The sequence below is a fragment of the Janthinobacterium sp. BJB401 genome, from assembly GCF_013372745.1.
Lineage (GTDB): Bacteria > Pseudomonadota > Gammaproteobacteria > Burkholderiales > Burkholderiaceae_D > Janthinobacterium > Janthinobacterium rivuli.
Genome location: NZ_JABXFH010000007.1, coordinates 1 through 14,237, shown reverse-complemented (window position 1 = coordinate 14,237; position 14,237 = coordinate 1). Strand labels below are relative to the sequence as shown.

General features: G+C 61.3%; 9 protein-coding genes and 1 pseudogene. All 10 read left to right on the top strand.

Annotated elements, in window-relative coordinates; genetic code table 11:
- Window positions 1-54: 54 nt before the first annotated feature.
- Window positions 55-1,692: an alpha-amylase family glycosyl hydrolase gene (locus HWE17_RS06815; RefSeq protein WP_176388250.1), complete on the top strand. Its 1,638-nt coding sequence runs from the start codon at window positions 55-57 to the stop codon at window positions 1,690-1,692.
- Between the two features lie 84 nt (window positions 1,693-1,776).
- Window positions 1,777-2,862, top strand: coding sequence for an ABC transporter ATP-binding protein (locus HWE17_RS06810; RefSeq protein ID WP_035817560.1), 1,086 nt, complete (start codon window positions 1,777-1,779; stop codon window positions 2,860-2,862).
- Window positions 2,863-2,971: 109 nt separating this feature from the next.
- Window positions 2,972-4,192, top strand: a complete 1,221-nt coding sequence (gene malE / locus HWE17_RS06805; RefSeq protein ID WP_051958308.1) for a maltose/maltodextrin ABC transporter substrate-binding protein MalE — start codon at window positions 2,972-2,974, stop codon at window positions 4,190-4,192.
- A 162-nt stretch (window positions 4,193-4,354) separates the two neighbouring features.
- Window positions 4,355-5,866, top strand: coding sequence for a maltose ABC transporter permease MalF (gene malF, locus HWE17_RS06800; RefSeq protein ID WP_176388249.1), 1,512 nt, complete (start codon window positions 4,355-4,357; stop codon window positions 5,864-5,866).
- Window positions 5,867-5,876: 10 nt separating this feature from the next.
- The gene (gene malG / locus HWE17_RS06795) at window positions 5,877-6,767 is read left to right on the top strand and encodes a maltose ABC transporter permease MalG (protein ID WP_034757081.1); all 891 of its coding nucleotides are present in this window, start codon (window positions 5,877-5,879) and stop codon (window positions 6,765-6,767) included.
- Window positions 6,725-8,398, top strand: coding sequence for an alpha-amylase family glycosyl hydrolase (locus HWE17_RS06790; protein WP_255206144.1), 1,674 nt, complete (start codon window positions 6,725-6,727; stop codon window positions 8,396-8,398). Before malG ends, HWE17_RS06790 begins: the two co-directional genes overlap by 43 nt.
- Window positions 8,395-9,306: a carbohydrate kinase family protein gene (locus HWE17_RS06785; protein WP_176388248.1), complete on the top strand. Its 912-nt coding sequence runs from the start codon at window positions 8,395-8,397 to the stop codon at window positions 9,304-9,306. The genes HWE17_RS06790 and HWE17_RS06785 overlap by 4 nt, the downstream gene beginning before the upstream one ends.
- 93 nt (window positions 9,307-9,399) lie before the next feature.
- A complete protein-coding gene (locus HWE17_RS06780) occupies window positions 9,400-10,686 on the top strand; it encodes an O-acetylhomoserine aminocarboxypropyltransferase/cysteine synthase family protein (protein ID WP_035817551.1) in 1,287 nt (428 codons plus the stop codon).
- A gap of 568 nt (window positions 10,687-11,254) precedes the next feature.
- Window positions 11,255-13,951: a TonB-dependent receptor gene (locus HWE17_RS06775; RefSeq protein ID WP_176388247.1), complete on the top strand. Its 2,697-nt coding sequence runs from the start codon at window positions 11,255-11,257 to the stop codon at window positions 13,949-13,951.
- A 184-nt stretch (window positions 13,952-14,135) separates the two neighbouring features.
- Window positions 14,136-14,237 (top strand): annotated as a pseudogene (locus HWE17_RS06770) (IS1595 family transposase); the annotation flags it as partial.

The following is a 14,237-nucleotide window of genomic DNA, read 5'->3' as shown; positions in this document are numbered from 1 at the left end:
CCAGCAGCGCCGCCCTGATAGCCACGGCTACAGGCAACTTTTAAGAAATCATTCATGCCGACCATCCAGAACAATCTCGCCCACCTGCCCGCCGACTGGTGGCGCAGCGCCGTCATCTACCAAGTGTATCCACGCAGCTTCCTCGACAGCAATGGCGACGGCATCGGCGACTTGCCCGGCATTACTTCCAAGCTCGATTACATCGCCGCCTTGGGCGCGGACATCGTGTGGATCTCGCCCTTCTTCACGTCGCCGATGAAAGACTTCGGCTATGACGTGGCCGATTTCTGCGACGTCGATCCCATGTTTGGTACTTTGGCCGACTTCGACCGCCTGGTGGCGCGCGCCCATGAACTGGGCTTGAAAGTAATGATCGACCAGGTGCTGTCGCACTCGTCCGACGTCCACCCATGGTTCGTGGAAAGCCGCTCCAGCCGCGACAATCCCAAGGCCGACTGGTATGTGTGGGCCGACCAGAAACCGGACGGCACGGCGCCGAACAACTGGCTGTCCGTGTTCGGCGGTTCGGCGTGGCAATGGGAGCCGCGCCGCGGCCAGTACTACCTGCATGATTTCCTCGTCAGCCAGCCCGACCTGAACTTCCACAATCCGGCCGTGCAGCAAGCGCAGCTGGACAATCTGCGTTTCTGGCTGGAACGCGGCGTCGACGGTTTCCGCTTCGATTCCTGCAACTTCCCGTATCACGATCAATTGCTGCGCGACAATCCGCCAGCCGCGCAGCGCGATGCCAGCAGCGTATCGGCCATCAACCCGTATGGCATGCAGGCGCACGTGTACGACAAGACGCAGCCGGAAAACATCGCCTACCTGCAACGCGTGCGCGCTGTACTTGACGAGTATCAAGCCATTTCCATCGGCGAAGTGGGCGACGACAATGCGCTGGCCACCATGGCGGCCTACACGGGCGCCGACAAGCTGCACATGGCCTACAGTTTCAACTTGCTGACGGCGGAGTTTTCCGCCGCGCACATCCGCACCCAAGTGGAAGAGTTCGAGGCGCAAGTGGCCGACGGCTGGGCTTCCTGGTCCGTAGGCAACCACGACAGCGTACGCGTCATGACGCGCTGGGGCGGCGAAAACCCGTCGCCGTCGCTGGCCAAGGTGGTGCTGGCCGTGCAGGCCGCGCTGAAAGGCACGCCGTGCCTGTACCAGGGCGACGAGCTGGCCCTGACGGAAGCGGACATTCCTTTCGAAGCGCTGCAAGACCCGTACGGCATCCCGTTCTGGCCCCAGTTCAAGGGCCGCGACGGCTGCCGCACGCCAATGCCATGGGTATCTGACGCGCCGCACGGCGGCTTCAGTTCGGCAAAACCCTGGCTGCCCGTGCCGCCGGAACACCTGGCGCGCGCCGTTGACGTGGAAGAACACGACAGTGCCTCGGCGCTGCGCTTTGCGCAGAACATCCTCGCCTGGCGCCGCACCCTGCCGCAATTGCTGCGCGGCGACATCAGTTTCTTCCATGCGCCCGAACCCGTGCTGGCCCTGCGCCGCGACCTGCCCGGCCAACCGTCCGTCCTGGCTGCCTTCAACCTGGGCACGCAAGCCGTCACCTTCGCCTGGCCAGACGCGGCGCCGGCGGCCGACCTGGCCGGTCACGGCTTGCCAGGTAGCAAAGATGGCCAACAGCTCAGCCTGCCCCCGCATGGCGGCTGGTTCGGCACCCTGGCGTAAATCGCAGGCTTTGGCGGCCATGCCGCCAATTACAATAACGAGCCCCGCGCATCAGCGGGGCCAAATTGAGATGATGAGGACGACATGGCAGGACTGAAATTAGCAGGGCTGAAAAAGGCATATGGCGACGTGCAAACCCTGCACGGCATCGACCTGGAGATCGCGGACGGCGAATTCATGGTCTTCGTGGGCCCGTCGGGTTGCGGCAAATCCACCTTGCTGCGCAGCATCTGCGGCCTGGAAGAAATCAGCGGCGGCGACTTATATATCGGCAAGACACGCATGAACGACGTGCCGCCCGCCAAACGGGGCATCGCCATGGTGTTCCAGAGCTACGCCCTGTACCCGCACATGAGCGTGGCGCAGAACATGGCCTTCGGCCTGAAACTGGCCGGCATGAACAAGGTGCAGATCGCCGACGCCGTGCAGCGCGCCGCGCAAATCCTGCGCATCGAACCTTTGCTGGAACGCAAACCAAAAGACTTGTCGGGCGGCCAGCGCCAGCGCGTGGCCATCGGCCGCGCCATCGTGCGCAAACCCGACGTTTTCCTGTTCGACGAACCGCTGTCCAACCTGGACGCCTCGCTGCGCGTGCAGATGCGCATCGAACTGGCGAATTTGCACCGCGAATTGCGCTCGACCATGATTTACGTCACGCATGACCAGGTCGAAGCGATGACCCTGGCCGACCGCATCGTCGTGCTCAACGCGGGCCGCATCGAGCAAGTGGGCGCACCGCTGGAGCTGTACCACCACCCGGCCAACCTGTTCGTGGCAGGCTTCCTCGGTTCGCCGCGCATGAACTTCCTCAAAGGCAAGATCCACAGCTATGCCGACGGCGTGGCCACCATCGCCACCAACGCGGGCGGCATGCTGCAGGCCGTGTTGACGCAGCCATTGGCCAGCGGTACCCCCGTCACCGTCGGCGCGCGTCCCGAGCACGTGCAAGCGTGCGCGCCCGGCGCCACAGCCGCTCTCACGGCCACCGTGCAGGCGGTGGAAAAACTGGGCGACATCAGCTATCTGTATGTGCAGGTAGCGGGCGGCGACGAGCCGCTGGTGGTGCGCGCCGATGCGGAAACGGACTGGGCCATTGGCCAGTCCGTGGCGCTGCAAGTGGCGCCGGCCCGCGTCCACGTGTTCGACGAGCATGGCCAGACCCGTACCTGACACCCGGCTTTAAGGGCCAGGCGCTACAGGCGCCGCCTGGCCTGGTTGCATCGTTTCAGCCTTGATACTCAACATAAACTTAGCATAAAAAAAGACACTGGAGATTGACATGTCCTTCACGCACCCGAAACGCAGCTTCATCAAAACCACCCTGATCGCCGCCGCCCTGGCCGGCATCGGCAACCTGGCCGCCGTCAGCATGGCGCACGCGGCCGAAGCAGGCACCCTGCTGATCTGGATCAATGGCGACAAAGGCTACAAGGGCCTGGCCAAGGTCGGCGAAGAATTCACCAAGAAGACGGGCATCAAGGTCGTCGTCGAGCATCCGGAAGATGCGCCAAACAAATTCCAGCAGGCGGCCGCCGCCGGCAAGGGTCCGGACATCTGGATCTGGCCGCATGACCGCATCGGCACCTGGATCGACGCCGGCTTGCTGCAACCATTGACGCCAAGCAAGGAAGCGCGCGCCGCCATCCTGCCGCTGGCCTGGAACGCCTTTACGGTGAGCGGCAAGACCTGGGGCTACCCGATCTCCATCGAAGCCGTCGCCCTCGTCTACAACAAGGACCTGGTGCCGACGCCGCCAAAAACCTTCGAGGAAATCGCCGCGCTGGACAAAAAATTGTCAGCACAAGGCAAGAAAGCCATCCTGTGGGATTACACGAACACCTATTTCACGTGGCCATTGCTGGGCGCGGGCGGCGGCTTCCCGTTTGAAGTCAAGTCCGACGGCCGCTACGATGCGGCCAAGACGGGCGTGAACAATGCCGGCTCGCAGGCGGGCGTGAATGCGCTGATGACCCTGATCAACAGCGGCGCCATGCCGAAAGGCGCCGGCTACGCGGAAATGGAAGCCGGCTTCAACCAGGGCAAGATCGCCATGATGATCAACGGCCCATGGTCGTGGGACAATGCGCGCAAGTCGAAGATCAATTTCGGCGTGGCAACGATCCCTACCGTGGCAGGCAAGACGGCCACGCCATTCGTGGGCGTGCTGGGCGCGATGATTTCCAAGGCCAGCCCGAACAAGGACCTGGCGACGGAATTCCTGGAAAACCAGATGCTGCAGCTCAATGGCTTGAAAACCATCAACGCCGACGTCCCGTTGGGCACGCCAGCTAATAAAGTACTGTTCGCGGAATTGAAAGCCAATCCGAACATCCAGGCAACGATGGAAAGCGCGCAAGCGGGCCGTCCAATGCCGAACAACCCGGAAATGGGCCGCTTCTGGTCATCGATGCAATCGGCGCTGGAAAACATCACACAAGGCCGCCAGACGACCAAGGATGGCCTGGATGCGGCGGCGAAGCGGATTACGACGGCGAATTAATCAGTATCGCGCTGCATCACGTCAATTCGCGTAGGTCGGATTAGCGCTTGCGCGTAATCCGACATGTGCAGCCAACAATGTTGTCGGATTACGGCCCTTCGGGCCTAATCCGACCTACACCACAACGCCTTCATCCAGCATCCATCTTCACAGGTATCCATCGTGCGCAAGTTTATCGGCCCTACGGTATTGACCATCAGCATGGCGCTGGGTCTGTATCTGCTCTTCATGTTGTACATTTCCGGCCAGACCATGCTGGCCGCCGTCTTCCTCGGCTTGCTGACCCTGACGACGTTCGTCTTCACGTCGCCGCGCGCCTATGCCTACCGTTATCTGTTTCCCGGCATCACGGCGGTGATCGTCTTCGTGCTGCTGCCGATGGTGTACACGGTGTCGATCGGCTTTACCAATTTCAGTTCGCGCAACCTGCTCACCTATGAACGGGCCACGCAATATTTGCTGGACGAGACGCAGCGGGTGGAAAGCGCCGGCTATGCCATGACCGTGCATGCCGACAACAAGGAATACCGCTTGCGCCTGGAAAGCCCGGACACGGGCGAAGTGCTCTTGACGCAGCCGCTGGCCCTCAAGCGCGCCGTGCCCCTGAACGTGGAAGTGGCGCCGATCGATCCCGTGCAAGCGCCCGTGCTGGCCCCGCCGCTGCCCATCAAGGACATCATCGCCCTGCAAAAGGATTTGAAACTGCTCACCCTGATCCTGCCGAACAGGATCGAGTTGCGCATGGTGGGCTTGCGCGAATTCGGCCCCGTCGCGCATGTCTACAAGCAACTGCCCGACAAGACCCTGAAGAAAATCGCCACGGGCGAACTCGTGACACCGAACTTCAAGACAGGCTTTTATGAAATGCCGGATGGCACCAAGCTGGAACCGGGCTTCAAGGTCAATGTCGGTTTCGCCAACTTCGTCAAGATTTTCTCCGACGAAGCGTTCCGCGGTCCCTTCCTGCGTATTTTCGTGTGGACCATCGTTTTCGCCCTGATCAGCGTGGCCACCACGACGGGCCTGGGCATGGTGCTGGCCGTGCTCTTGAACTGGGATGCGCTGCGCTTCCGCGGCCTGTACCGCACCCTGCTGTTCCTGCCATACGCCGTGCCGGGCTTCATTTCCATCCTGGTCTTCAAGGGCTTGTTCAATAACAACTTTGGCGAAATCAACCTCGTGCTCGACGCCTTGTTCGGCATCAAGCCCGCCTGGTTCTCGGACACCACCCTGGCCAAGGCCATGATCCTGATCGTCAACACCTGGCTCGGCTACCCCTACATGATGGTGGTGTGCATGGGCTTGATCAAGGCGATCCCGTCGGACCTGTACGAAGCCTCGGCCCTGGCCGGTGCGGGACCGCTGACGAATTTCTTCAAGATCACCCTGCCGTTGATCATCAAGCCGCTGACGCCGCTGATGGTGGCCAGCCTGGGTTTCAACTTCAACAATTTCGTACTGATCAGCTTGCTGACGGGCGGGCGTCCCGATTTCCTCGACACAACCTTGCCGGCCGGCACGACGGACTTGCTCGTCTCCTATACCTACCGCATCGCGTTCGAGGATTCCGGCCAGAACTTTGGCCTGGCCGCCGCCATCTCGACCCTGATCTTCTTCCTCGTGGCCGCGATTTCGCTGGTCAACATGCGCCTGACGCGCATGAACAAAGCATAAAGGACAGCATATGGCTATCGTTGTCGACCGTTCCAACCGCTGGCGCATCCTGGCGGCCCACGTCGCCGTGATCGCGCTGATCGCGCTGGTGATGTTCCCCTTCCTGATGATCTTGTCGATCTCGCTGCGGCCCGGCAACTTCGCCTCGGGCAGTTTGATCCCGCCCGAGATCAGCTTCGAGCACTGGCGATTGGCGCTGGGCATGTCCTACCAGGCGCCCAACGGCGCCCTGGTCGAACCGGATTTCCCTGTGCTGCTATGGCTGTGGAATTCCATCAAGGTGGCCAGCATGAGCGCCACCGTCACCGTGCTGCTGTCGACCACTTGCGCGTATGCGTTCGCGCGCATGCAGTTCCGCTTCAAATCGCAGACCCTGTCCGCGCTGATGCTGCTGCAGATGTTCCCCGCCGTGCTGGCCCTGGTAGCCATCTACGCCATCTTCGACGTGCTGGGCAGCTACGTGCCATGGCTGGGCATCGACCACCACGGCAGCCTGGTGCTGGCCTACACGGGCGGCATCGCCCTGCATATCTGGACCATCAAGGGCTATTATCAAACCATCCCCATCGAAATCGAGGAAGCGGCCAAGGTCGACGGCGCCACGCAATGGCAGGCCTTCGTCTACGTGCTGCTGCCGATGACGGTGCCCATTCTGATGGTGGTGTTCCTGCTGTCGTTCATCGGCGCCATCATCGAATACCCGATCGCCTCCGTGCTGCTGCATGAGCAGAACAACCTGACCCTGGCCGTCGGCTCCAAGCTGTTCCTGTACGAGCAAAAATACCTGTGGGGCGACTTCGCCGCGGCCGCCATCTTGTCCGGCCTGCCCATCACGGCCGTGTTCCTGCTGGCGCAAAAATGGATGATCTCCGGCCTGACGGCTGGCGGCGTGAAAGGCTGACCATGCGGCGCACCCTGACTACGCTGGCCGCCCTGCTGTTGTGCGCTTCGGCGCAGGCAGGGAGCTTTGCCGAGAATCCGATTGTCTACTTCGCCGTGACGGACCGTTTCGCCAACGGCAATCCCGGCAACGACCACAGTTATGGCCGCGCCGCCGACCCGCAAGGCGGCGACGTCGGCAGCTTCCACGGCGGCGACATCGCCGGCATCACGCAGCAGCTCAAAGCCGGCTACTTCAAGGAACTGGGCGTCAACGCCCTGTGGATCACGGCGCCGTATGAGCAGATCCACGGCTGGGTGGTAGGCGGCAAGCAGCAATTCCAGCATTACGCCTACCACGGCTACTGGGCGCTCGACTACACGACCATGGACGCCAACATGGGCACGCGCGAGGAACTGCGCGAAATGATCAATACGGCCCATGCGCAAGGCATCCGCGTGCTGTTCGACGTGGTGCTGAACCATCCCGGCTACGCGGACCTGCGCACCCTGGCCGAGTACAAGGTGCCCGTGCTGTGGCCCGGCCATGAAAAGGCCAACCTGCGCGATTATCACAGCTTGATCGACTACAACAACTTCGCATTCGCGCAGTGGTGGGGCCCGGACTGGGTGCGCGCGGGCTTGCCAGGCTACCCGGACGGCGGCAAGGACGATTTCACGATGCAGCTGGCCTACCTGCCTGACTTCCGCACGGAAAGCGGCAAGGCCGTGGGCTTGCCGCCTATCCTGCAACACAAAGCCGACACGCGCGCCGTGGCCCTGCCCGACACCGCCGTGCACGGTTACCTGGTCCACTGGCTGGCCGACTGGGTGCGCGAATTCGGCGTCGACGGTTTCAGGGCCGACACCGTCAAGCACGTGGAACCAAACAGCTGGCTGGCCCTGCGCGCGGCGGCCACCGATGCCCTGGCCGACTGGAAGGCGCGCCACCCGCAGCAGAAAATCGACGACGCACCATTCTGGATGACGGGCGAAGCATGGGGCCATGGCCCCGAGCGCAGCAGCTGGCATGACGCGGGCTTCGACTCGATGATCAATTTCGATTTCCAACATCGCGCGAGCGGCGACTGGAAAAGCATCGACGGCGTGTACCGCCAGTACGCGGGCTTGCTGAATAAGAGCCCCCGCTACGACATCCTGTCGTATATCTCCTCGCACGACACCAGCCTGTTCCCGCGCGACCGATTGAAGCATGGCTTGTCCGCCCTGCTGCTGGCGCCGGGCGGCGTGCAGCTGTTCTACGGCGATGAAAGCGCGCGCCAGCCTGGCGCGGCGCCCATCGGCGACGAACAGCAGGCGACCCGCTCCGACATGAACTGGAACACGCTCGATGCGGCCACCCTGGCGCATGCGCGCAAGCTGGGCCAGTTCCGGCTGCGCCACCCTGCCCTGGCGCGCGGCGAACACCGGTTCATCAACGACAAGCCGTATGCGTTCGCCCGCGTGATCGATGGTGACGCCATCATCGCCGTGCCCGAGGCGCAAGGCAGCATCACATTGAAAGTTCACGGCGTGTTTGCCGATGGCGCCAGCCTGCGCGACGCCTATACAAACCAAACCTACATAGTCAAGGACGGCGCCGTCGCGGTACACGCGGCCGGCACCGTCCTGTTAGAAAAGGCAGCACCATGAGCAGCTATGACATTTTAGTAGTCGGCGGCGCCGGCATCGATACCATCGTGCGCGTGCCCGACCTGCAACTGCCCGTCGCCGACTCCGTCCACGTGCCGCCCATCCGCGACTACGTGGCGCACACGGGCAATGGCGTGGCGCTCGGTTGCCATGCGCTGGGCTTGCGCTGCAAGTTCATCGACTTCATCGGCGACGACGCGCAAGGCGCAGCCATCCTGCAGCGCTATAAAGATGCCAAGCTCGATTTCTCGCACATCGTCGAACCCTCGGGCACGCGGCGCAGCGTCAACCTGGTCGACCCGCAAGGGCGCCGGCTGTCGTTGTACGACGGCCGTCACCCGGAAGACGTGCGCATGCCGGCCGCTTTTTATCTGCCCTACCTGGGACCGGCGCGCCACGCGCATTTTTCCATCATGGGCTGGGTGGCCGAACTGTTTGACGATGCGCTGGTGTGCGGCACGACGGTATCGACCGATCTGCACGACTGGGATGGCGTCAACCCGCACCACAAAAAATTCGCACTGCGCGCCGACCTGGTGTTTCTCAGTACGGCCGCTCTGGGCGAGCGTCGGGACGACGTCATGCGTACGATTATTTCGGAAGGCCGCGCGCAAGCCGTCATCGCCATGGCGGGCGCGCACGGCGCCTACCTACTGGAACGGGACGGCGCGTCCGTGCGCCACTATCCGACGGCAGGCTTGACGCTGCCCGTGGTGGACACGAACGGTGCCGGCGATTCCTTCGTGGCGGCGTTTTTGCACGCCTGGCTCGATGGCGCGGGCATCGACGCGGCCATGCGCCGTGGCGCCATCGGCGGCGCGTTTGCCTGCGCGCAGAACGGCACGCATGAACGCTTCATCGGGCTGGCAGAGCTGCATGACTTATATCAAGACCGCACTAGCTTATGACTTAATATTCTATCAAGCGTAGCATCGAGCTAAGGGGCGCATGGCACAATGGCTGCGGATTTCACCACACAGACTATTGAAACCGGAGACCACATGAGAATCGAAACCCTGGCCGTGCACGCCGGCTACACCCCCGACCCGACCACCAAGGCCGCCGCCGTCCCCATTTACCAGACGGTGGCCTACGCCTTCGACAATGCCCAGCATGGCGCCGACCTGTTCGACCTCAAGGTGGCAGGCAATATTTATACGCGCATCATGAACCCCACGCAGGACGTGCTGGAAAAGCGCGTCGCGGCGCTGGAAGGCGGCGTGGCCGCGCTGGCCGTGGCCTCGGGCATGGCGGCCATCACCTATGCGATCCAGACGATTGCCGAAGCGGGTGACAATTTCATCTCCGCCAGCCAGCTATATGGCGGCACCTACAACCTGTTTGCACACACCCTGCCGCAGATCGGCATCGAAGTGCGCTTCGCCGACGCGCGCCAGCCGGAAACCTTCGCAGCCCTGATCGATGCGCGCACCAAGGCCATCTTCTGCGAATCGATCGGCAACCCGCTGGGCAACGTGACGGACGTGGCCAAGCTGGCAGAAATCGCGCACGCGCACGGCATCCCGCTGATCGTCGATAACACGGTGCCCAGCCCCTATCTGTTCCGCCCCATCGAGCATGGCGCCGACATCGTCGTCCACTCGCTGACCAAATACCTGGGCGGCCACGGCACCACCGTGGGCGGCGCCATCGTCGACAGCGGCAAATTCCCCTGGTTTGATCACAAGGAGCGCTTCAAGCGCCTGAACGAACCGGACGTGTCGTATCACGGCGTCGTCTACACGGAAGCGTTCGGCCCCGCCGCCTTCATCGGCCGCGCGCGCGTCGTCCCGCTGCGTAACATGGGCGCGGCGATTTCGCCCCTCTCCGCCTTCCAGCTGATCCAGGGCATCGAGACGCTGGCCCTGCGCATGGACCGCATCTGCGACAACACCCTGGCCCTGGCAAAGCATCTGAAACAGCATCCGAAAGTCGCGTGGGTCAATTACGCGGGCCTGGAAGACCACCCGGACCACGCGCTGGTGAAAAAATACATGGGTGGCCGCGCCTCGGGCATCCTGTCCTTCGGCCTGAAGCTGGCCGCCGGCGAGGATCCGCGCGCGGCAGGCGCCCGCGTGCTCGACGCCTTGCAGCTGTTTACGCGCCTCGTCAACATCGGCGACGCCAAGTCGCTGGCCACGCATCCCGCGTCCACCACGCACCGCCAGCTCAATCCCGAGGAACTGGCCAAGGCGGGCGTGTCCGAAGACATGCTGCGCCTGTCCGTCGGCATCGAGCATATCGACGACTTGCGCGAAGACCTGGAACAGGCCTTGAACGCGGCTTGAGTCTGGCGACAATTCAGGCAGCAATTCAAGCAGAAATCAGGCTGAAACCAGGCGGCCAGCCTGTCCCGGCACATGCATGCCGCCCCCGCCGGGACGGGCGCAGCACTCTCTGGAGACCGGTGCCTGCACGAGCCGATGCCTGCCTTCGGCTTGGCCGAGGACAGTACGTTCAGCGATAGAATCTTTCCTTTCAGGCAATATCCAGCTGCGCCACGTTCGTGGCAAAAGTACGCGTCAAGAGAAAGGCGCCGCCCTGATTTTTCATCCCTGGGATGCGCCGGTGCGCCTGGTGCCCGGGAAAGTCAAACGAGGAATCCATTAATACAGATAAATATTGCTCAAATACATATTTTTCCGTTGTTTATTGGCAACATTACACAAACCGTATTCAGCCCGTAGTTGTATAGTTAACTTCGCCTTATGGAGAAGACCATCGACAGTCAATCCATGAGCCTGTTGGCAAAAACGAAGCAACAATAATTTCAGCAGCGTGTCGTTAACTGATACCGCAGACTTGAATTTTGTTGTTTATTAAAAGCAATCAACTATTTACTAGGGCTCGGAGAATATGATTTTTCAAGAAAAAAAGAGCGTTCATGCGGTGAAAATCGCACTGAGCGTCATGGCCGGAAGCATTTTCATCGCCAGTCAGGCGCAAGCGCAGCAAACCGACGTCGCCAACGATAAAATCCAGCGCGTCGTCGTCACCGGTTCCAATATTTCGCGCGTCGATATGGAAGGCCCTACGCCAATCGAGGTCGTCAAGCGTGCCGACATCGCCAAGTCCGGCGCCTCCACCGTGATCGAATTGTTAAGCAAACTGCCGTCGATTTCCGTCGCACTCGACGGCAACAGTAGTTCCACCTTCGCCTCCGGCGCCTCCTCGGCCGCCTTGCGTGGTCTGGACTCCAAGTACACGCTGATTTTGTTGAATGGCCGCCGCCTGGCCAACTACGGCTTCGCGATCGGCGCGGAGAATTCCTTCGTTGACTTGAACAGCCTGCCTTTGTCGGCCATCGAGTCGGTGGAAATCCTGCGTGATGGCGCTTCGGCCATTTATGGCTCCGACGCCGTCGCTGGCGTAATCAACTTCAAGACCCGCACCAACTACCAGGGCGTAGAAGGTACCGCCAACATCGGCGCCAACCAGAAGGGCGACGGCCAGACCGGCAACGTCAGCCTGACGTCAGGCTGGGGCGATCTGGAGCAAGATGGGCGCAACTTGCTGTTGACGCTGGACTTGTATCGCCGCAATCCGCTCGTTTCGAACAAGCATTCGAACCTGGCGGCGCACGATTTCCGCAAGTTCGGCGGCTCCGACAACCGCAAGACCAACGAGTACATGGGCTGGATCCGCAACCAGAGCAGTGGCGACAAGGGCTATGTGATCCCTGGTTGCCAGGGCACGGTGGGCGTCTCCAGCACCGGCGACAATGTCTGCTTCACCAATCCGGCTTCGAACCTGACGCCGAGGCAGGAACGCGCCGGTATTTCCACCATTTTCACGCAGCGCCTCAACAGCAGCGACGAGTTGTTCCTGGAAGCCGCCTACACCCAGAACTCGTCTACCTTTATCGATGGCTCCCCCAACTTCAGCAGCGCCAACTACAGGACGGCTGGCTCGACCAACCCCGGTCTGGCGACGCTGCCGGACGGCAGCGATGGCAGCGTAAACGGCTTCATGCCTGGCGATCTGGTACAGGTTTTCCGCAGCGTCTACGAGGCAGGCAAGCGGACCTCGAAGGTAACGAGCAAAACTACACGCGTGGTCGGCGGCTGGCGCGGTACGCTGGGCAAATGGGATAGCGAAGGCGCAATCAGCCTGAACCAGAACAAACTGAGCGACGATGCAGACAAGCAATCGCTGCTGGACAAGTCGACGGCGGCCTTGCAAGCGGGCTTGCTGGGCAAAGCGGGTGGCTACGATCCCTTTATACTGAACAATCCGGAAAGCGCCTACTTGCCTTTCTTGACAACAACTTCGCACCGCTCTACCTCCAAGCTGAGCAGTGCCGAATGGAAGATGAGCACGCCTGAATTGTTCTCGCTGGCCGGCGAACCCGTTGGCTTCGCCTGGGGCCTGCAAGGCAGCCACGAGTCGATCGACGACGTCGCCGATCCACAGATGACAGCGGGCAACATCGTCAACTTTGGCGCAACCAGCAGCAAGGCCAGCCGCACGGTGTATTCCATCTACGGCGAGTTGAACGTACCGATCGCCAAGCAAGTGGAAATGCAATTGGCGCTGCGCGGCGACCATTACAGCGATTTCGGCAATTCCTACAACCCGAAAGTGGCGCTCGCATGGCGTCCGAACCAGCAAGTGATGTTGCGCGGTTCGGCCACGACCTCGTTCAAGGCGCCGACCTTGCCGGAGATCGCCTCGACCACCACTGCCTACTCCACCGTGGCCGACTGGGCGCGTTGCGGGCCCTTGGGTTACACGGGCGTGCAATGCTCCTACAGCCCCAAGGTTTACCTGTCCGGCAATCCTGATCTGAAGGCGGAAAAAGCGAAGAACTTCTCCCTGGGTATCGTCCTGCAGCCGATCAAGGACCTGTCGGCATCGCTGGATTGGTATAGCGTACGTCAAAAGGACACGATCCAGACCCTGGATGCGCAATACGTGCTCGATCATGAAGATACGATCCCAGGCTTCGCCGCACTGATCGGCCGCGATCCGCGCAATCCCGCGCTGGAAGCGGCAAATCCCGGTTTGAACAAGGGCCGTATCAAGGACATGACACTGCCTTTCCAAAACGTTGGCAAGACGAATGTCGCAGGCCTGGATCTGGATGTGAAGTACTCATTCAAAGTGGGTGAATACGGCACCGTGAAACTGCGCGAGTCCAATAGCTACAATTTGAAGTACGAGCAAAGCATCGCGCCGGGCAGCGAGCCGACCGATCGCCTGGACGGCATTAACCATCCAAAATGGTCGAACACGCTGCGTATCGGCTTCGAGCGCAACGACAAGGAAGTGGCCCTGACCGCCCGTACCCGCTCCAGCACGAAAAATATTGACGATCCGACGAAACTGCAGGACGCCGCCATTACCAACAAGCGTATTGGCGCGTTCACGGCATGGGACATGAATGTCAACTTCAAGCCCGTCAAAGACCTGGATGTGAGTTTCGGCGTCAACAATATGTTCGATAAAGGTACCGTGTACGCGAACAGTGCGTATGTCGATACCTACGTCAATGCGATGAACGATATCGTCGGCCGTTATATTTACTTGAACGCACGCTACAAGTTTAAATAATCGCTGATTGCACATGGCAGTCCCCGGACTGCCATCGCTGACAATCCTCGCCTGCGGGCGAATGCCGTTCAGTCTAGACTGGACGGCATTTTTTTGGCTCTGTCATCGATAAATAGGGGATCTGCCTGAATCTTTCCTTGGCTGGGCTGTCTGACTCTGCATACCCGCCATGCAGGAGCCGATCATGCAGCCAGCCGAATGGATACGCTTTATCGCGCAGTTTGCGCAGTTGAACCGACGCCAGCGGCAGGCAGGAATAGCCTTGCTGTGTGGCAATGGGCCACAG

Excerpts from the sequence above, each read along its gene's own strand:
- HWE17_RS06810 (WP_035817560.1), top strand. The coding sequence starts at position 1,777 with ATGGCAGGACTGAAATTAGCAGGGCTGAAAAAGGCATATGGCGACGTG.
- HWE17_RS06790 (WP_255206144.1), top strand. The coding sequence starts at position 6,725 with ATGGATGATCTCCGGCCTGACGGCTGGCGGCGTGAAAGGCTGACCATG.
- HWE17_RS06815 (WP_176388250.1), top strand. The coding sequence starts at position 55 with ATGCCGACCATCCAGAACAATCTCGCCCACCTGCCCGCCGACTGGTGG.
- HWE17_RS06780 (WP_035817551.1), top strand. The coding sequence starts at position 9,400 with ATGAGAATCGAAACCCTGGCCGTGCACGCCGGCTACACCCCCGACCCG.
- malE (WP_051958308.1), top strand. The coding sequence starts at position 2,972 with ATGTCCTTCACGCACCCGAAACGCAGCTTCATCAAAACCACCCTGATC.
- HWE17_RS06775 (WP_176388247.1), top strand. The coding sequence starts at position 11,255 with ATGATTTTTCAAGAAAAAAAGAGCGTTCATGCGGTGAAAATCGCACTG.
- HWE17_RS06785 (WP_176388248.1), top strand. The coding sequence starts at position 8,395 with ATGAGCAGCTATGACATTTTAGTAGTCGGCGGCGCCGGCATCGATACC.
- malG (WP_034757081.1), top strand. The coding sequence starts at position 5,877 with ATGGCTATCGTTGTCGACCGTTCCAACCGCTGGCGCATCCTGGCGGCC.